The sequence below is a fragment of the Blautia sp. MCC269 genome, from assembly GCF_018785655.1.
In the GTDB taxonomy this organism is placed as follows: domain Bacteria; phylum Bacillota; class Clostridia; order Lachnospirales; family Lachnospiraceae; genus Blautia_A.
Genome location: NZ_WQQE01000074.1, coordinates 18922 through 38239, shown reverse-complemented (window position 1 = coordinate 38239; position 19318 = coordinate 18922). Strand labels below are relative to the sequence as shown.

The 19318-nt window shown below is 45.3% G+C and carries 14 protein-coding genes; 2 read left to right on the top strand and 12 right to left on the bottom strand.

Going from position 1 to position 19318, the window contains the following annotated elements; translation table 11 throughout:
* Window positions 1–13 precede the first annotated feature (13 nt).
* The 4 genes from rsmH to ppdK all read right to left on the bottom strand — a co-directional run bounded on the left by rsmH (window position 14) and on the right by ppdK (window position 5109).
* The gene (rsmH, locus tag GPK88_RS16920; RefSeq protein WP_215708071.1) at window positions 14–1066 is read right to left on the bottom strand and encodes a 16S rRNA (cytosine(1402)-N(4))-methyltransferase RsmH; all 1053 of its coding nucleotides are present in this window, start codon (window positions 1064–1066) and stop codon (window positions 14–16) included.
* A 105-nt stretch (window positions 1067–1171) separates the two neighbouring features.
* Window positions 1172–1978, bottom strand: coding sequence for a hypothetical protein (locus tag GPK88_RS16915; protein ID WP_215708056.1), 807 nt, complete (start codon window positions 1976–1978; stop codon window positions 1172–1174).
* 33 nt (window positions 1979–2011) lie between these two features.
* A complete protein-coding gene (locus tag GPK88_RS16910) occupies window positions 2012–2362 on the bottom strand; it encodes a hypothetical protein (RefSeq protein ID WP_215708055.1) in 351 nt (116 codons plus the stop codon).
* A gap of 116 nt (window positions 2363–2478) precedes the next feature.
* On the bottom strand, window positions 2479–5109 hold the full coding sequence (gene ppdK / locus GPK88_RS16905; protein ID WP_059085207.1) for a pyruvate, phosphate dikinase: 2631 nt from the start codon (window positions 5107–5109) through the stop codon (window positions 2479–2481).
* 271 nt (window positions 5110–5380) lie between these two features.
* Between ppdK and GPK88_RS16900 the strand changes: the two genes are divergently transcribed.
* Window positions 5381–6259 (top strand): aldose 1-epimerase family protein, encoded by an 879-nt coding sequence (locus GPK88_RS16900; RefSeq protein WP_015525818.1) that lies wholly within the window; start codon window positions 5381–5383, stop codon window positions 6257–6259.
* A 90-nt stretch (window positions 6260–6349) separates the two neighbouring features.
* Here the strand turns inward: GPK88_RS16900 and GPK88_RS16895 are convergent, their stop codons facing one another.
* Genes GPK88_RS16895 through GPK88_RS16880 form a run of 4 tightly spaced genes read right to left on the bottom strand, consistent with a single transcriptional unit; the run spans window position 6350 to window position 11576 of the window.
* Entirely contained in the window at window positions 6350–8530 is a 2181-nt protein-coding gene (locus GPK88_RS16895) for an alpha-galactosidase (RefSeq protein WP_110101999.1), read from the bottom strand.
* Between the two features lie 27 nt (window positions 8531–8557).
* Window positions 8558–9400, bottom strand: a complete 843-nt coding sequence (locus tag GPK88_RS16890) for a carbohydrate ABC transporter permease (protein WP_015525816.1) — start codon at window positions 9398–9400, stop codon at window positions 8558–8560.
* The gene (locus tag GPK88_RS16885) at window positions 9400–10278 is read right to left on the bottom strand and encodes a carbohydrate ABC transporter permease (protein ID WP_114001452.1); all 879 of its coding nucleotides are present in this window, start codon (window positions 10276–10278) and stop codon (window positions 9400–9402) included. Before GPK88_RS16885 ends, GPK88_RS16890 begins: the two co-directional genes overlap by 1 nt.
* A gap of 2 nt (window positions 10279–10280) precedes the next feature.
* Window positions 10281–11576, bottom strand: coding sequence for an ABC transporter substrate-binding protein (locus GPK88_RS16880; RefSeq protein ID WP_015525814.1), 1296 nt, complete (start codon window positions 11574–11576; stop codon window positions 10281–10283).
* A gap of 463 nt (window positions 11577–12039) precedes the next feature.
* On the opposite strand from GPK88_RS16880, the gene GPK88_RS16875 reads away from it, so the two are divergent.
* Window positions 12040–12912 (top strand): AraC family transcriptional regulator, encoded by an 873-nt coding sequence (locus GPK88_RS16875; RefSeq protein WP_173762106.1) that lies wholly within the window; start codon window positions 12040–12042, stop codon window positions 12910–12912.
* 31 nt (window positions 12913–12943) lie between these two features.
* On the opposite strand, the gene GPK88_RS16870 is transcribed toward GPK88_RS16875, so the two are convergent.
* The 4 genes from GPK88_RS16870 to GPK88_RS16855 all read right to left on the bottom strand — a co-directional run bounded on the left by GPK88_RS16870 (window position 12944) and on the right by GPK88_RS16855 (window position 19191).
* Window positions 12944–14338: a glycine--tRNA ligase gene (locus tag GPK88_RS16870; RefSeq protein ID WP_015525811.1), complete on the bottom strand. Its 1395-nt coding sequence runs from the start codon at window positions 14336–14338 to the stop codon at window positions 12944–12946.
* Window positions 14339–14531: 193 nt separating this feature from the next.
* Window positions 14532–15290, bottom strand: coding sequence for a DNA repair protein RecO (recO, locus tag GPK88_RS16865; RefSeq protein ID WP_173762105.1), 759 nt, complete (start codon window positions 15288–15290; stop codon window positions 14532–14534).
* Between the two features lie 2 nt (window positions 15291–15292).
* Entirely contained in the window at window positions 15293–16201 is a 909-nt protein-coding gene (gene era / locus GPK88_RS16860; RefSeq protein ID WP_015525809.1) for a GTPase Era, read from the bottom strand.
* A gap of 68 nt (window positions 16202–16269) precedes the next feature.
* On the bottom strand, window positions 16270–19191 hold the full coding sequence (locus GPK88_RS16855; RefSeq protein ID WP_215708054.1) for an insulinase family protein: 2922 nt from the start codon (window positions 19189–19191) through the stop codon (window positions 16270–16272).
* Window positions 19192–19318 lie beyond the last annotated feature (127 nt).

Sequence of the window (19318 nt, the reverse complement as noted above, 5' to 3'; positions counted from 1 at the left end):
TGGAGATCATCATTTATGCTTTTATCGCCCAGCGCATCTTCGTTGATCTGGCACGTCCATTCTGAGCGCATTCCTGAGCAGACGGTCGGATCACATCTTTGGAATAATCAGAATAAATTCCTTCTTTGTATCCCTGTTTCAGTGCTTTCTTTACCAGTTTGTCTTCTCCGGAATGGAAGGTAAGGATTGCCACACGTCCGCCTGGTTTCAGGGCTCCGGGGAGTTTTTCCATAAAATCATAGAGAACTTCAAATTCCCGGTTCACATCAATACGCAGTGCCTGGAAGACTCTCTGGCATGTTTTTTTGACCGTGTCTTTTTTCTCTTTTTCCGGAAGGAAATCCAGAGTCTTTTCGATCACTTCCCGAAGTTTCGTGGTGGTATCTATGCGGTTGCCCTTACGAATCTCATCGGTGATGGCTTTGGCGATCTCCTCACAGTACGGCTCATCGGAATTCTCATCCAGCATTCCGGCAAGTTCTTCTCTGGAAATGGTATCCAGACGCTCCGCCGCACTGATTCCTGCCTCCTGATTCAGTCTTAAGTCCAGAGGTCCGTCCACTTTAAAGGAAAAACCTCTCTTTGGATTGTCAATCTGCATGGAAGATACGCCGAGATCCGCCAGGATAAAATCAAACCCCCCGATTTCTTTCGCGATCTCATCAATGGTACAGAAATTCTGGAGTTTAATTGTCAGGATATCTTCCCCGAAACCCTGCTCTGCCAGACGTTTTCTGGTCTTGGCGGATTCTTCCGGGTCCACATCTGTCGCATACATATGACCCTGGCCTTTCAGACATTCCAGCATGGCTCTGGTATGTCCACCATATCCAAGTGTGGCATCAAATCCAACCTGCCCCGGTTTGATCTCCAGAAAATCAATGATCTCCTTCACCATAATGGAAATGTGCATTCCCGCCGGTGTATTCCCCTTGCTGATCACATGTTCAATGGTATCTTTATATTTCTCAGGCTGAAGCTCTTTATATTTCTCCTCAAATTTCTTCGGATATTTTCCTTTATATCGTACCCGCCTCTTATGCGGTGTCTGTGATTCCTGGTTCATAAAATTCTCCTTATCCTCTGGCATTCTCTGCCCTGTTTCTTTCATGATACCATGAATCCCTTTTTTCGTAAACTGTCGGAATCATCGCAAACGGAAAACTTCCAGCTATGCGGCAGAAAATCTCTCTGTATAATACTTCTTCAGATACTCATAAAAATGATCTCTATCTATATGATATTCCTCCGGGACGTCAAAGAGGAGTTTTTCCAGCATCTCATCCATAATCCCTCTGGCTTCTTCCAGGCTCATCCCTGCGTTCAGATGTTTTCCCAGATACATGTTGGAAATATAATCATAGATCGGATAATATTTTTCCGGGTTCTCTGCCGTCTTTTCATCGTAGTAATCATGATATTGCTCATCCATCAGCGTCAGGATCGTCGTTGCATAGTTGTCATCCTGATTATATTCATCCAGCTGTTTTGCGTAATATCCAAGACTGTGATTCACATAATCATCCAGAGAATAATTGTCCATACATTCGATCATTATTTTATGGGCATTGCTCTGCATCTGATAGGCAATATCGTTTTCCTCATAATCAAAAAGGCTGACCGCAAACAGGGAATTGATTGCCTCCGCATTGGGAACATCATAATAATTCAGTCCGGCAAATTGAATGTATACTTTGTTTCCGTCTTCATCTGTATAATGGCTGTCCCGCAGACAATGGCTCAGTTCATGGAAGATCACCTGATAATCCCAGGTTCCTTCTTCGTATTCTTTATCTTTCAGCACATAAATCTTATTCTCTGATTTCACGTAACATCCGCAGGAATAAACATCCCAGCTGACTTTTAACAGTTCATCCTCTGTACATTCCACAACTTCCAGGCTCTGAAGATTCTGATAAAAAGGACGAAGTTCCACATCCGGATATTTTTCAAACACACATTTGCAGTATTCTTCCATAAGTGGTTTGAATTTATCCGGGATTTTCGGATTCTACCTGATCACCTCCTCAAAATCCTGAAGGCTTTTTTTCTCAAAGGAAATGGCCTTTTCAATATAATCCATGTCGTAAATATACAACCGGTGAGTCATATCTCTGTGATCCAAATACGTATCCAGCTCAAACGCTTTCTTCTCTTCTTCCTCTGAAACTTCTTCGTTCTCCGCAGCTGGCTCATCTTCAGAATCTATCCCCGCAGAATCTGCCCCGGAATTGGCGGATGCATGAAAATCTTTTTCAAATTCTTTTACTGCCTGTCTGGTTCTGATCACGGAAGGCACGATAACTATTCCTGCCAGGATACACAGAATCATTCCTGTGATAATAAAAATTTTCTTTTTCATGGTTCTTTCCCCTGTATAAAAAAAGCTCCTGACAATCTGTATTTCTACAGACTGCCAGAAGCTTTCTATGCTTGATCAGGCTGAAGTTTCAGCCTTGAAGCAATATGAAGTTCTGCTTAGGCGTTCTTCTTAGCGATTGCTGCCTGTGCTGCTGCAAGACGAGCGATCGGTACACGGAACGGTGAGCAGGATACATAGTCAAGTCCGATCTCGTTGCAGAACTCTACGGAAGACGGATCTCCACCGTGCTCACCGCAGATACCTACGTGAAGTTTCGGGTTAACCGGTTTTCCAAGCTGGATTGCCATCTTCATGAGTTTACCAACGCCAACCTGATCAAGTTTAGCAAATGGATCGTTCTCGAAGATCTTAGCATCATAGTATGCGTTAAGGAACTTACCAGCGTCATCACGGGAGAATCCGTATGTCATCTGTGTAAGGTCGTTTGTACCGAAGCAGAAGAAGTCAGCCTCTTTAGCGATATCATCAGCTGTAAGAGCTGCTCTCGGGATCTCGATCATAGTACCAACCTCGTACTCAAGGTCAGAACCTGCTGCTTTGATCTCAGCATCTGCTGTCTCTACAACGAATTTCTTAACATATTTAAGCTCTTTGATGTCACCAACAAGCGGAATCATGATCTCCGGTTTGATGTTCCAATCCGGATGATTCTTCTTAACGTTGATAGCTGCGCGGATAACAGCGCTTGTCTGCATCTTAGCAATCTCTGGATAAGTAACAGCAAGACGGCATCCACGATGTCCCATCATCGGGTTGAACTCGTGAAGGGAAGCGATGATTGTCTTGATCTGCTCTACAGTCTTGCCCTGAGCATCAGCCAGTTTCTTGATGTCCTCTTCCTCTGTAGGAACGAACTCATGAAGTGGCGGATCAAGGAAACGAATTGTTACAGGATTTCCTTCAAGTGCCTCATAGAGTTTCTCGAAGTCTCCCTGCTGCTCCGGAAGGATCTTAGCAAGTGCTGCTTCTCTCTCCTCTACTGTCTCAGAGCAGATCATCTCACGGAATGCATCAATTCTGTTGCCCTCAAAGAACATATGCTCTGTACGGCAAAGACCAATTCCCTCTGCACCAAGCTCACGAGCTTTCTTAGCATCAGCAGGAGTATCAGCGTTTGTACGAACTTTCATTGTTCTGTACTTGTCAGCCCATCCCATGATACGTCCGAACTCACCAGCGATCTTAGCATCTACAGTCGGGATAAGTCCGTCATAGATGTTACCTGTTGTACCATCAATGGAGATTGCATCTCCTTCATGGAACTCTTTACCAGCAAGTGTGAATTTCTTGTTCTCCTCATCCATAGCGATATCGCCGCATCCGGATACACAGCAGGATCCCATACCACGAGCAACTACAGCTGCGTGAGATGTCATACCACCACGAACTGTCAGGATACCCTGAGCAGCTTTCATACCTGTGATATCCTCTGGGGATGTCTCAAGACGAACAAGAACAACTTTCTCTCCTCTTGCAGCCCACTCAACAGCGTCCTCTGCAGAGAATACGATCTTACCGCAAGCAGCTCCTGGAGAAGCACCAAGACCTTTACCCATCGGTGTAGCAGCTTTAAGAGCAGCTGCATCGAACTGCGGATGAAGAAGTGTATCAAGGTTACGAGGATCGATCATTGCAACAGCCTCTTCCTCAGTTCTCATTCCCTCATCAACGAGGTCACAAGCGATCTTAAGAGCAGCCTGTGCAGTTCTCTTACCATTACGTGTCTGAAGCATATACAGTTTACCATGCTCTACAGTAAACTCCATATCCTGCATGTCTCTGTAATGTTTCTCAAGAGTCTCGCAAACCTGTTTGAACTGTACGAATGCTTCCGGGAACTTCTGCTCCATCTCGGAGATGTGCATAGGTGTACGAACACCAGCAACTACGTCCTCGCCCTGTGCATTGGTAAGGAACTCACCGAACAGACCGTTAGCACCTGTAGCAGGGTCACGTGTGAAGGCAACACCTGTACCACAGTCATCACCCATGTTACCGAATGCCATCATCTGTACGTTAACAGCTGTACCCCAGGAATATGGGATATCATTGTCACGACGATATACGTTCGCACGTGGGTTGTCCCAGGAACGGAATACGGCTTTGATCGCACCAACCAGCTGCTCCTTCGGATCAGTTGGGAAATCAGAACCGATTTTAGATTTATACTCAGCTTTGAACTGGTCAGCAAGCTCATGCAGGTCAGCAGCTGTAAGCTCAACGTCCTGCTTAACACCTCTCTTAGCTTTCATCTCATCGATGAGCTCCTCGAAGTATTTCTTACCAACTTCCATAACTACGTCAGAGTACATCTGGATGAATCTTCTGTAGCAGTCCCAAGCCCAACGCTCATTGCCGGATTTCTCAGCAAGAGTGTTAACAACTTCTTCATTTAAACCAAGGTTGAGGATTGTGTCCATCATACCTGGCATAGATGCTCTCGCACCAGAACGAACGGATACAAGCAGAGGATTTTCTTTGTCACCGAATTTCTTACCGGTAACTCCTTCCATCTTGGTAATTGCTTCCATGATCTGAGCCATGATCTCATCGTTGATGGATCTGCCATCCTCGTAGTACTGTGTGCAGGCCTCTGTTGTGATTGTGAAGCCCTGCGGTACAGGAAGACCGAGGTTTGTCATCTCAGCAAGGTTGGCACCTTTGCCGCCCAGAAGATTTCTCATAGTAGCATTACCTTCTGTAAACATGTAAACCCATTTTGCCATTTTACATTTTCCTCCTAATTATTGTTCTTTAAAACATAAAAAATGTATGTTTTCTACGCACATAATTATTTTATAGATTTATCCTTCATTAGTCAAGGTTATTCTTCCAAAAAACAGCAATTTCTCTTGTGAAATATGACAGATTTTCCAGTTATATTTTTCACAGATTGTATTTTTCTCGTTATCATCTGAAAAATGTGCTAAAATAGAAAAAAACATGCAGCAATTCCGAGGTAATATTACCCGAATGCTGTCATACAGGAGGTTTATCATGACACGAACGATTGAAAACAGCTTTCTTAAGATTTCCGTTTCCGATCACGGTGCTGAACTCACCGGCATCTATGACAAGACTAATGACAGAGAGATCCTCTGGCAGGCAGATCCGGCTTACTGGAAACGCCATGCGCCTGTACTTTTTCCCAACGTGGGACGTAACTACAAAGATATCTGGCGTCTGAACGGAAAGGAATATCCTTCCAGCCAGCACGGCTTTGCAAGAGACAGCGATTTTATCTGCACGGATATCACCGATACTTCCCTTTCCTTTGTCCTTAAGTCCTCTGAAGAAACCCTGAATGTTTATCCGTTTGCTTTCGCTCTGAAGATCACCTACACTCTGAAGAAGCACGACCTGGAAGTATGCTGGGAAGTAGTTAATAATGATTCTGAAACTATGTATTTTACCATCGGCGGCCATCCGGCATTCCGTGTTCCGGTACGTGAAGGCGAATCCCAGAGTGATTACCGTCTTGCTTTTGAAGGCCTGGACACTCTTACCTATCTCCTTATCGATACGTCTGTAGGAACAGTCCTTGCTGACGAACCACATACACTTTCCCTTGAAAACGGAACCTGTTCCATTGCTCCTCACATGTTTGATAAAGACGCTCTTGTTTTTGATAACGGCCAGATCCAAAAGGCCGGTATCCTCTTCCCGGACGGAACTCCATATCTGACACTTACCAGTGAGGGCTTCCCGAATTTCGGTATCTGGTCCGTACCCGGTGCTCCCTTCGTATGCCTGGAGCCGTGGATGGGACGCTGTGATGACTGTGGTTTTGAAAAGCCTCTTTCCGAAAAAGCAAATATCAATGTGCTGAAACCGGATGAGGAATTTATCAAGAGCTATCAGATCACCGTACACTGAGCTATGATAAAAAAAGATCCGCCATACATCGGCTTTTTCAGCTGTCTGTATGACGGATCCTTTTATTTATCTTACTGTCTCAATACGCTCTTATTCTCTCACAAAATGATACTGATAAGCTCTATACTCCCCAAACTCTGCAGGAAGCGGCATTCCACCATGCATCAGAGCAGCTCCGGAATAGATCCTGCCGGTAGTCTGTTCCTTATAAAGTGCACTCTCATCAAGGCCGCGAAGCTGCACATAATTCACAGTCATATTTCCATGGATCTCCTCCATGACAACATTGAGCAGAACTTCTTCCTGAGAATTTCCAACGATCTCCCATGCACAGACCTCACTCTTAAACGGATCTGTCAGGCGATAGTACCGTCCGTTCTGGATCAGTGGCGCATATTTACGGAATTCCCCGATCTGGCTGCGGACCTCATCTTTTTCTTCCTCAGTCAGCTTCAGAAGATCCAGCTCGTAGCCGAAGGTTCCGGACATAGCAACCACACCTCTGGTATGTAACGGAGTGATCCTTCCTGTCTGATGGTTCGGCACTGCAGATACATGTGCTCCCATGGCCGATACCGGATATCCGAAGGAAGTGCCATACTGGATCCGAAGCCTGTCAATAGCATCGGAGTTGTCGCTGCACCAGATCTGCGGTGTGTAATACAGCATACCTGCGTCAAATCTTCCGCCGCCGCCGCTACAGCCCTCGATCAGAAGATCCGGATAACGGTTCACCATACGGTCCAGAAAATCGTACAATCCCAGGACATAATCATACATTACACGTCCCTGATCCTTGGTCATTACGGAAAAAACATCCATCAGGCTTCGATTCATATCCCATTTAACGTACTCAATATTGGCATTATCCAATACCGCACTGATCTGTCCGAAGATTCCATCAACAACTTCTTTTCTGGAAAAATCAAGTACCAGCTGATTTCTGGATCTCACTGGTTTTCTTCCCGGAATCGTAAGTGCCCAGTCCGGATGCTCACGGTAAAGATCACTGTCCTCAGAGATCATCTCAGGCTCGATCCAGATACCGAATTTCACTCCGAGGTCATTGACTCTTTTTACCAGTCCGCCGAGAGTCTCTCCAAGCTTCTTCTCATTGACATACCAGTCCCCAAGACCACTGTTGTCATCGTCACGTTTTCCAAACCAGCCGTCATCCAGAACCAGCATATCGATACCAAGGCTCCTTGCCTCTTTTGCCAGATTATATAAAGTCTCCCCTGTAAAATCAAAATATGCTGCCTCCCAGCTGTTTACCAGCACCGGACGGACCTCTGTCTTATATTTACCACGGCAGATATGATGACGGATGCAGCTGTGCAGATTCTGGGAAAGACGGTTCATTCCCTGATCTGTATAGCTTAAGATCACCTCAGGTGCATAGAAGGTCTCCCCGGCTTCCAGCGGATACCGGAAGCACTCCTCCTGTACACCAAGGAGCATTCTTGTCTGATTGTACTGATCTTTAAGAACCTCACCCTGGAAATTTCCACTATATACAAAGGACATAGCATAGCAGCCTCCATGATCCTCTGTTGTGTCCTTCTCTGCCAGGATCATCATCGGATTATACTGATGGCTGGATGTGCCACGGACACTGCCGATCATCTGACTTCCATGAGCCACCGGTACTCTCTGCAGATTCCGCTCCATGGCATGTCTTCCGTAAAAAGTAAGCAGGTCATAATCTCCGTAAAGAAAATCCAGTTCTGCGGACATCACCTTGTTCACATAGATCTTCTCACTGCTCTGATTGCGGATATAGACGCTTCTTGTAATGATATCCAGTTCCGGAAGTACACCGTAAAGAAGCATGGCCTCCACGCCGGTAGCCGGATCCTCCAGTACGATCTCCAGAGTCTGTGCCTCATCATTATCTGCATAAACCGCCGGAAGCCCCGGAAGGCTGTATTTGCCGTCACGGATAGTATAGTTCTTGTAACGCATATCACAGCTCATGCTTCCGTCACCGTTTTCCAGCATCAGTGATGCACTGCGGAAATCTCCGTTTCCGTAGCAGGAAAGCTCCTGCGGAAGAGAGTCCATGGAATAGGTTCTGTCTGTTCCCGCATCATAGGGATTTCCGGAAAATCCTCTGTCATAGTAGGTCAGAAGATAATCCATACAGCCTTCTGCCTTTTTACCATAATAGAGATGAAGAAGAAATCCGTACTGATCCACCTGCATCTGATATGTAGTTTCTTTTGTCTGCAGGGTAAACGTTCTGTCTTTCTCGCAGTAGATGATTCCCATATGTGAATCCTCCTTTTTCTTGTGTTTTTATTTTACGGCACCGTTTACAACACCATTTAAAATGTGCTTCTGGCAGATCAGATAAAACAGAAGGATCGGAAGCAGTGCCAGCAGATAAGAGGCAAACGCAAGGTTATAATTTGTTCCGAACTGAGTCTGGAAATTCAGCTGTGCCAGGGGCAATGTGGTTCCACCCGTAGATCCGGACATGATAACCAGTGGAGTCATAACATCATTCCAGGTTCCAAGTGCTGTCAGAACTGCCACTGTGGCATGCATCGGCTTCATGATCGGAAAGATGATCTTCCAATATGTTTTCCAGGTGCTGGCTCCATCCACACAGGCCGCCTCCTCAAGGGCCATTGGAATGTTTGTCAGATATCCGGAATAAAGAAGCACGTTCATAGGCATATAAAATACCGTATAAAGAATGATCACACCGACTTTGTTATCAAGGCCCATCTCAGCAGTCTGCTTTACAAGCGGCATCATCAGGATAGCAAACGGAACAAACATACCGCTCACTACATAGAGATAGATAAATTTATAAAATTTACTTCTCTTGTTTCTGGCTATAGCATAACCTAAAAGTGAATGAATTACAATAGCAAGAACCACTGTGATCACAGTGATCAATACACTGTTTCCAAGAGAATGCCAGAAGTCTGTTACCTCCATAGCTTCCCTGAAATTGGCAAGACTGAATTTCTCTGGCAGAGACAGGATCCCGGCTACACTGTTGGTCATCTCTGTCGGCTGCTTGAATGCGATCACAATTGTCATATAAAGCGGAAATACCACTGTGATAAGGCCAAGGATCAGAAGGATCGTTACCGGCCAGTTCGCTTTTTCTCTTACTTTCGTTTTCATTACAGCTGCTCCTCCTTTTTCCCTGTGATAGTCAACTGCATTGCAGAAATGATCACGATCACGATAAAGAATATAACCGCATTGGCACTCTGGAATCCAAACTGTCCTCCACTCATACCATTGTTATAGATCAAGTAAGAAATAGATTCTGTACTCTGTGCAGGACCACCCTTTGTCAAAGCCATGATCTGATCAAATACCATCAGGAAGTTTTTCACACAGAGAACCATGTTGATGCTGAAAAACGGAACGATCAGCGGGAATGTCAGGTAACGGAACTTGCTGAATCCGGTAGCACCATCAATAGCGCCTGCCTCGTATACATCCTCCGGCACTGTCTGAAGACCGGAAATGTAGATGATCGTATTCATTGCAATGGACTGCCATGCACACACGATCACGATGGCAACCCATGCCAGGCTCGTACTGGAAAGCATGCTGGAAGACAATGTTTTATTTCCGATCATCTTTCCGAATGCAGGCAGGATATATGTAAAGAAATAATTGAAAATATATCCTACGACCAGTGCGCCAAGTACATTCGGAATAAAATAAGCTCCACGCAGTGCACTCTTGAAACGGATCTTGCTGTTCAGTCCAAGTGCCAGGATCAGGCTGAGTACATTCGTTACGATAGTTGCCACGATGGCCAGCTTAAAGGTAAACAGATAGGAACCGCCAACACGGCTGTCTGTAAAAAGATCCTTATAGTTTCGAAGTCCTACCCAGTCATAGCTTCCATAGCCTTTAAAGTTCGTAAAGCTGTAGATCACACCCTTGATCAGAGGCAGTGTGTTAAAGCAGAAAAATAATGCCACGATCGGAATGGTGATCAGAAGAAAGGTCAACTTTCTTCCACTCATAGATTTTTTTCCCATGATCAGTTCTCTCCTTCCCCGTTCTTCTCCTCATAGTCCTGTACTTTACGGATAATGTCACGGTTATATCTTGTCCAGTCTGTATCAAATTTTTTCAGGAATGCATCTTTATCCTTTTTCATCAGGAAGGTCTGGATCTGTGCATCCACAGCCATCTCTGTAGGATAATAATGATCCTGGTAGTCGGCCATCCTTCCCTCTTCTATGTATTCCTTCATACCATCCAGAGTAGAGGGAAGTGTGAAATCACCCTCTTTACAGGGAACTGCCTTCTGATCATCCAGATATGTCTGTATATTCTCATCCTCAAGAAGGAAATCCAGCACTTCATATGCAGCTTCCTTATTCTCACAGTCATCCATCACACAGAACTGAAGGTCAACTCCGGAATTCAGTTTGTTTTCTGACGGATCATTGCTTGCCGGTGTTACAAAAGAATCAATATCCATATCCGGATTTACACTCTGGATCTGCGGGATCGCATAGCTTCCGATGGGATACATGGCAGCCTCCCCTTTTGCAAAAGCGGTGCAGGCTCCATTGTAATCATAAGCAAAGGGATCATCCGGTCCATACTGGATAAGCTCCAGCATACGGTCTGCTACTTCCTTATACTCTTTTGCAAAAGTAGTGTTTCCCTGGTTTACCTGGCGGCATACATCGGCTGGTGCAAGATCTACCGCAATAGAATTCCACGGTGCAAGACAGGTCCAGGTATCTTTAAATCCGAAATAAAGCGGCTGGATACCTGCATCCTGAATTTCCTGGCAAAGGCTCATAAATTCATCCCATGTAGTCGGGATCTGCCAGCCATGCTCCTTGAAAAGCTCACGATTGTAAAGGATTCCGGCGGCATTGGCCACGTAAGGAACCGCATAGACTCCGTCTTCCGGAACGAATTCCAGCGCTTTATCAATTTCTTTATATGCATCTTTGATCGAATCCAGTCCCTGATAATCGGAAATATCCATCAGCATATCAGAATCAATAAAATTGGAAAAGTTAACATCGCCTCCGATTCCAATGATATCCGGATTATCCTCACGGATAAATCTTGTCTTCAATACAGTCATAGCATCGTTTGGTGATTCGATGGTAAGATGGATATCATCATGAGTGGCATTGAATTTTTCTTCCAGTTTTTCAAATGCCTTAACCGCTTCCGGTTTATACTGCACAAGTTCGATCTCTGTCTTTCCGCTGTCCTTTTTACCTGTGCCGCATCCGCTCAATGTAACGGAAGCTGCCATGGTAAAGGCAAGTCCCATACAGAGGATCCATTTACTTCTGTTGCGCATCTTGTTATTCTCCTTCCTTTTCCCTTTATTTGATAAGTCGGATATCACCCGTTTTAGCTAAAATGGTTATTTCGGGTTCTCCAATACTTATTCTCTGGTTTCTTTTTTCTGAAAGCTATTTTAACATAGCTTTATGCTTGCATAAATAGCAGCGTTTTTCTTGTTTTATATCAAAATGCAATTTTTCTCTGTCTTCATTAAAGTCATCTAGCATTTTGATATATTCTATACCTATATCACTACTTTTATCTAAAATTAGTATATTCCTGATTCATCGAAAATCAATAGGTTTCTCGCGAAACTTAATTTTCTCACAAAGTTTTCTCGATTATTTTTCTCTTTTTTGTATATTTTACAGGCTGTTTTGGTAATTGCATTTTTATACATATATTGATGTTCCCTAATGTTTTAATATATAATGTTACTGAAACCAGACAAAATCATACGCCTAAAGGATAAAAATATGAATGACCTTCTCTTCTCCGTTTTTCCAAATGAAAACTTTGTTGATATCGGACTATACCAATATGGCTGGGAGCACTGCGCTCCGGCACATTCATTCGGCCCGGCAGCACGAAACCATTATATTTTTCATTATGTGATCTCCGGTACCGGAACTCTGATGGCAGACAATTCCGCAGGAGAGACCATCACCTATCAGGTAAAAAGCGGCCAGGGTTTCATGCTTTTTCCCGGTCAGATCAACACCTACATTGCAGATACCGACTTTCCATGGGAGTACACCTGGGTGGAATTTGACGGGCTCCGGGCAAAAGAGATCGTGGAAACTGCAGGTTTAAGTCCGGACCATCCGGTCTATCACAGCCACTCTGCAGATCTCCGCCAGAAAATGATGGAGGAAATGCTTTATATCAGCCATAATTCCCAGGAATCACCCTTTCATCTTATCGGACATACCTGGCTTTTTCTGGATTACTTTATGCGCTCTACTGAAACTGTCCGCATGAAACAGGATGGAAGTATCCGTGATTTTTATATCAAGGAGGCGCTCTCTTTTATTGAACAGAATTTCCAGAATGATATTTCCATTGAGGATATCGCAGCCTGCTGCGGCCTGAACCGAAGCTATTTCGGTAAGATCTTCCACGACACCATCGGACGTTCTCCCCAGGAATTCCTGATCAGCTATCGCATGACCAAAGCTGCAGAACTTCTTAAGATCACAGCCCTGTCTATCGCAGATATCGGAAATGCAGTCGGATATCCCAATCAGCTGCATTTTTCCCGGGCTTTCAAAAATGTATACGGAATGTCGCCAAGAAACTGGCGGATGAAAAACAGACTTGTCGAAAAAAAGCCTCCGGCCAGAAAATAGCCGGAGGTTTTTCATTAAAAAATGTATTTACTTAGAATGTAAATTTATCAGCAAAGTATGCATCAAGCTCATCGATCTTCACACGTACCTGCTCCATAGTGTCACGGTCACGGACTGTAACTGCACCGTCATTCTCAGACTCGAAGTCATAAGTGATACAGAACGGAGTACCGATCTCATCCTGTCTGCGGTAACGTTTACCGATGTTTCCACGGTCATCGTACTCACAGTTGTACTTCTTGGAAAGCTGCTGGTAGATCTTCTCAGCACCCTCGTTAAGCTTCTTGGAAAGCGGAAGCACACCGATCTTAACCGGTGCAAGTACCGGATGGAAATGAAGGACTGTACGGACATCGTTCTTCTCTGCATCCAGAACTTCCTCATCGTAAGCGCTGCAGAGGAAAGCAAGTACCATACGGTCTGCTCCAAGTGATGGCTCGATAACGTATGGGATATATTTCTGTTTCTTCTCATCGTCGAAGTATGTGAGATCCTGGCCGGATACATTCTGATGCTGTGTCAGGTCATAATCTGTTCTGTCAGCGATTCCCCAGAGCTCGCCCCATCCGAATGGGAAAAGGAATTCCACATCTGTGGTAGCCTTGCTGTAGAAGCTCAGTTCTTCCTTATCATGGTCACGGTAACGAACCTCATCATCCTTAAGTCCGAGAGCACTCAGCCAGTCAAGGCAGAACTTCTTCCAGTATGCAAACCACTCAAGATCTGTATCCGGCTCACAGAAGAACTCAAGCTCCATCTGCTCGAACTCACGGGTACGGAATGTGAAGTTACCCGGTGTGATCTCATTACGGAAGGATTTTCCGATCTGGCCGATACCAAACGGGATCTTTTTACGGGATGTTCTCTGTACGTTCTTGAAGTTTACGAAAATACCCTGGGCAGTCTCCGGTCTTAAATATACAGTATTCTTGGCATCTTCGGTAACACCCTGGAATGTCTTGAACATCAGGTTGAACTGACGGATATCTGTGAAGTTGTGTTTACCACAGCTCGGGCATCCTACCTCGTGTTCTTTGATGAAGTCCATCATCTTCTCCTGGGACCATGCATCTACGCTTCCCTCAATGGCAATGTCATGCTCTGCACAAAAGTCCTCAATGAGTTTATCTGCACGGAAACGCTCGTGGCACTCTTTACAGTCCATAAGAGGATCAGAAAATCCGCCAAGATGTCCGGAAGCGATCCATGTCTGCGGGTTCATAAGGATCGCACAGTCAACACCTACATTGTACGGAGACTCCTGAATGAATTTCTGCCACCATGCACGTTTTACGTTATTTTTAAGCTCTACACCGAGATTTCCATAATCCCATGTGTTTGCCAGGCCGCCGTAGATCTCGGAACCCGGGTAAACAAATCCTCTGGCTTTTGCAAGAGCTACGATCTTTTCCATTGTCTTTTCCATGATTTCTCTCCTCTTGACTTGCAGCTGTTCCGCCAAATGCGTCCGGAAAGCTCCGGAAAAAGCTGCTTTTTTACATTTTTGGTCTTATTATACTAGTATCCTCATGATTTTTCAAGGATATTTCCATTTGCATTGCATCCTGTCCTGCTTTTGAAAAATAAATCGTTACGGTTATTCCGCAACCGGCAGTGATCTATCTCATCAATTCCAGGATCTCCAGACTTTTAAACCGCTTGTCTGTATTCAGCTCCGTATACCGGTAAATGTGGCGTTCCAGTTCCCGCAGCACATCATCCCGCACTGTAAACGTATACAGCTTTGCCAGGGGGGACACGGTTATGTAGCGCATGGCATACAGGGCAGCCGCTGAGATCCGTTTCCTGTCCATGGCCATCCTGCTGCAGTCCGCACACAGGATCCCATGCTCGTCCTGGGAGAAAAAAAGTTCTCCGGTTTCTTCCTCCGTAAGCTCTCTCCCGCAGCCCGCACACTGGAACAGCTGCGGCATCACGCCCTGGATCACCATAGCCCGCAGTTCATAGATACAGCGCACCAGCCTGTCTTCTATATGAGGATTCAAAATGGCTTTGATGGTCACATAGAGAAGATTCATCATCTCCTTCTCATCCGTTCCCTCTTTGCCAAAATAATCTGCCAGCTCCAGAAAATAATATCCATAGTAAACCCCCGGCTGCCGGGTGGCCAGCTCCACAAAATGATGTTGCACGCTGACCTGGTTCAGATTATAGCTTGTCCTTCCCTCATAAAGAGTAAAGCTTCCGAATACAAACGGGTTAGCTGCTGCCATGAACGGACTGTTCTGCCGTCTCGCTCCCTTGGCAAAAGCGGAGATCTTCCCCCTCTCTCTTGTGAGAAGGACGATCCGCTTGTCATAATCCCCTACCGGCATGGCAGAAAGTACCACTCCCTGTACGGTAATCAGATCACTCATTTTCAGATTTCTTTCTTATCATATCCAAAGTTCTTGATCAGGAAATCACTGTCTCTCCAGTTCTTAGTCACCTTGACCCAGAGCTTTAGGTTTACCTTTGCTTCCAGCATACGCTCCAGCTCATAGCGGGCATTGCTTCCGATCTTTTTCAGCATGGCACCCTGTTTTCCGATGATGATGCCTTTGTGGGAATTACGCTCGCAGATGATGGTCGCATCAATATCTATGATGTTGCTTCTTCCCGGACGTTTCTTCATCCGGTCGATGGCAACGGCAATCCCGTGAGGAATCTCCTCATCCAGTGCATGCAGAGCCTTCTCACGGATGATCTCTGCAGCGATCTGGCGCTGAGGCTGGTCGGTAACTGTATCCTCATCATAGAACATCGGTCCGTACGGAAGATATTTAAAAATACTTGGAATGATATCCTGTGTGTTTTTTCCGCGGAGGGCAGAGCAGGGAATGATCTCTGCAAAATCACAGATCTTACGGTAGGTATCGATTGCAGGAAGAAGCTCTTCTTTTTTTACCGTATCGATCTTGTTGATGATGAGAATCACAGGAACTCCAACCTTCTGCAGCTGCTCGGCAATGTGGCGCTCTCCCGCACCTACGAATGTGGACGGCTCCACCAGCCACATAATGGCATCTACTTCCTTCAGGGTTCTCTCCGCAACCTGTACCATGTATTCTCCAAGCTTGTTTTTTGCCTTGTGGATACCCGGTGTGTCCAAAAATACGATCTGTCCCTCATCACAGGTATACACAGTCTGTATCTTGTTTCTGGTTGTCTGTGGCTTGTTTGATGTGATGGCGATCTTCTGTCCGATAAGATGGTTCATCAGCGTGGATTTTCCAACATTCGGTCTTCCGATGATCGCAACAAAGCCTGATCTAAAATTATTATCCATTCTTTATCCTCTCATAATCCTTTCACAGCCTGCTATCCCATTTAACGGACAGCAGGCTTTGTTTCTCATCAGCCGATCAGTGGCTTCACTTCCATGAATACATCTTCCGCCTTCTCTATTGCAGTCTCACTTCCTACTACGCAGATCTGATCATCGGAAAGTACTGCTTCTACAAGAGCTGCCAGTTTCTGGATATCCTCCTTCTGCGCTCCGAGGATCTGATTTCTTTCCTTCTGGAGCATATCCTCTGTAACATTGGAGAAATATGCGGTTTTTGAGATACTTCCCTGCATCTGCGGAGTTCTCGGCACATCCTTGTTGCTGATCGTTCCGATGATATATTTTGTCATCTCACGCTCGTCTGCCTCAAAGGCACGGATATAATCCGGCACTCCCTGGTATACTTCCAGGGTTCTCTTTAGATGGGGATCACGGTAGGATACCAGGAAGCTCTCTCCGTTTCTCTTAAAGCCGCTCATGCAGCCATACGCTCCACCCTTTACACGAAGGTTGATCCAGAGATAATCGTAGCTTAAGATCACTTTCAGGATCTCCAGTGCACCGGTATACTCCAGGCCTTTTTTGCGGAAGTTTCCGTTCTGTGCCACATACTGGACCTGGCCGGAGGTCTTGAAGGCTTCGTTTTTCTTTATGCAGGGGGCCTGCTTCACAGACTCCGGCTTCTGTCCGTTAAACAAGACTTTTTTGATCCCGGCAGCCTGTGCTTTTACTACATCCAGAGATTCTCTCTCTCCGGTATAGCTTACACAGAAATTCTCCGGACGAAGTACCTCTTCCATCACCTTACGGAGATTTTTCACGATCTCATCCTTGCAGCTGTCAAAATCCTTCTCCAGTTTTTCGATAAACTGATAATATCCGATTCCTGCCATCTCATCCTGGAATGCCGCCATCGGAGATGCGTAGGAGGCACCACGGAGAACGGCGGTGGAATGGCCTGCACTTGCAAGGCTGGCCTGGGCTCTGGATCTCACTCTGGCAATGATCTCGTAGAGACGTTTGGTGTCATCCAGCTTCGAAGTTGTAAGAACCTCCCGGATCATGGAAAACATGAAATCCATCTCCGGATATAACGCTTTTCCTCTTACGGCAAACATGGCACGGAACGCATCGGTATCCTGGGCATCATCAAAAACCTCGATTCCATAGGCAATACCGCCGGTTCTCGCATTCACCTCATTGAACAGTTCACCATAACTGTAGTTTTCTGTATCCACTGCTCCAAGCACAGATTTTAAAAGTCCCAGATAATGGACAGTATTTACATCAAAGTCATGGATCTCAAAAAGAAGATCTGCATAACCGATTCCATTGGTGCATACATCATGATACAGAAACAGGCTGTCATCTACGTAATGTTCCTCATTTGTCAGTCCTGTGATCTCTTTTTTGATATCTTCTCTGGAAAGCATCGGGATACAGGTCAGTGCTTCCGGATCTTCCTCGGATTCCTGATAAGCTTCCAGGGCTTTTGTATTCTCTACCATCCGGGTAAGCTCTTCATCAGAAAGGCTCTTTCTGTAATTCTCCAGTTTTTCTTCCAGTTCTTTGTCTCTCTTAGCAGCAAGGCCTTTCTCCGGTACCAGGGAAAGGATCGCGCCATGGGTATTATCCAGAAGATATTTACGGATCAGATCCTCAAAATATCCCTCTTCCAGAGCTTTTTTGAGGAACTCAAATCCCTCAAGAAGCTGTACTTCACAGAACGGCTTTGTATCGTCATAAAGCCAGCTGCTTAAAATATCCAGGCCATACATCAGTCCCTTCGGATAGGAAGAGAAATCTGCCTCACGGAAACGGAATTCGTAGTAGTTGATTCCGGCTGTTACTGCCTTCTTGTCGATACCTTCCTCCATGATCTTTGTGAGGGTGTCACGGATCACTTTGACAAATTCCTCTTTCTGGCTTAAGTTGGCTCCCTTTGCCACGATGGAGAAATAGGTCTGTTTGATTCCATCCTCAAAGGAGCCATAGATATCCTTGCCAATCTTTGCATCCAGAAGTGCCTGTTTCAGCGGTGCACCCGGTGCGCTTAAAATTGCGTAATCCAGGACTTCGAAAGCAAGACTTAAGTTGATATCTGCTGCTTCACCCACAACCATATTGTAGGAAAGATAAGTGTTATCCTCTTCTCCTTCGTCCTCTGACACCGGATAATTTTTCTGGATATCTTTTACCTGGGCAAAAGCTTCCTGATCCCGGATCTGGGAATCAATGGCAAGGGAATCAAAGGCAGACAGATAATGGCTGTCAATAAACTCCAGTTTCTCCTCCATATCCATGTTTCCATAGAGATAGATAAAGCTGTTGGACGGATGATAGTACTGTCTGTGGAAATCCAGGAATTCCTCGTAACTGAGATCCGGGATATTTACAGGATCTCCGCCGGACTCACAGCCATAGGTGGTATCCGGGAACAGGGAATTCATGATCTCACGCTCCAGAACATCGTCCGGTGAGGAAAAAGCACCTTTCATTTCGTTGTAAACAACACCATTGTACTTCAGCGGTCCTTCTTTCTGTTCCAGATGATAGTTCCAGCCCTCCTGGCGGAAAATCTCCTCTTTTTTGTAAATGTTCGGGTAGAACACCGCATCCAGATACACATGCATCAGATTCTGGAAATCCCGGTCATTACAGCTGGCTACAGGGTAGCAGGTTTTGTCCGGGTAGGTCATGGCATTGAGGAAGGTATTGAGAGATCCTTTTACCAGTTCCACAAAAGGATCCTTAAGCGGAAATTCCCTGGAGCCGCACAGTACACTGTGTTCCAGGATGTGGGCAACACCGGTGCTGTTCTTTGGCGGTGTACGGAATGCAATGTTAAAAACTTTATTCTCATCGCTGTTCTCGATGAGCATGACTCTGGCTCCTGTTTTTTTGTGTTTGAGAAGCCATCCTTTGGAATGAATATCCTGAAGATCTTCTTCCTTCAGGACTTCATATGCGTTCAGATGATTGGGATTCATAAATTAGTAACCTCCTGAATGTTTCTCTTCACACCCGACATGGATCTTCGTTCAAAAAAATCTCAGAATATTTTATCGGATGCATGGCAACAAAAGGCTGCCTGAGTAGTCAGACAGCCTGAAACGG

Excerpts from the sequence above, each read along its gene's own strand:
- rsmH (WP_215708071.1), bottom strand. The coding sequence starts at position 1,066 with ATGAACCAGGAATCACAGACACCGCATAAGAGGCGGGTACGATATAAA.
- GPK88_RS16915 (WP_215708056.1), bottom strand. The coding sequence starts at position 1,978 with ATGGAAGAATACTGCAAATGTGTGTTTGAAAAATATCCGGATGTGGAA.
- GPK88_RS16910 (WP_215708055.1), bottom strand. The coding sequence starts at position 2,362 with ATGAAAAAGAAAATTTTTATTATCACAGGAATGATTCTGTGTATCCTG.
- ppdK (WP_059085207.1), bottom strand. The coding sequence starts at position 5,109 with ATGGCAAAATGGGTTTACATGTTTACAGAAGGTAATGCTACTATGAGA.
- GPK88_RS16900 (WP_015525818.1), top strand. The coding sequence starts at position 5,381 with ATGACACGAACGATTGAAAACAGCTTTCTTAAGATTTCCGTTTCCGAT.
- GPK88_RS16895 (WP_110101999.1), bottom strand. The coding sequence starts at position 8,530 with ATGGGAATCATCTACTGCGAGAAAGACAGAACGTTTACCCTGCAGACA.
- GPK88_RS16890 (WP_015525816.1), bottom strand. The coding sequence starts at position 9,400 with ATGAAAACGAAAGTAAGAGAAAAAGCGAACTGGCCGGTAACGATCCTT.
- GPK88_RS16885 (WP_114001452.1), bottom strand. The coding sequence starts at position 10,278 with ATGGGAAAAAAATCTATGAGTGGAAGAAAGTTGACCTTTCTTCTGATC.
- GPK88_RS16880 (WP_015525814.1), bottom strand. The coding sequence starts at position 11,576 with ATGCGCAACAGAAGTAAATGGATCCTCTGTATGGGACTTGCCTTTACC.
- GPK88_RS16875 (WP_173762106.1), top strand. The coding sequence starts at position 12,040 with ATGAATGACCTTCTCTTCTCCGTTTTTCCAAATGAAAACTTTGTTGAT.
- GPK88_RS16870 (WP_015525811.1), bottom strand. The coding sequence starts at position 14,338 with ATGGAAAAGACAATGGAAAAGATCGTAGCTCTTGCAAAAGCCAGAGGA.
- recO (WP_173762105.1), bottom strand. The coding sequence starts at position 15,290 with ATGAGTGATCTGATTACCGTACAGGGAGTGGTACTTTCTGCCATGCCG.
- era (WP_015525809.1), bottom strand. The coding sequence starts at position 16,201 with ATGGATAATAATTTTAGATCAGGCTTTGTTGCGATCATCGGAAGACCG.
- GPK88_RS16855 (WP_215708054.1), bottom strand. The coding sequence starts at position 19,191 with ATGAATCCCAATCATCTGAACGCATATGAAGTCCTGAAGGAAGAAGAT.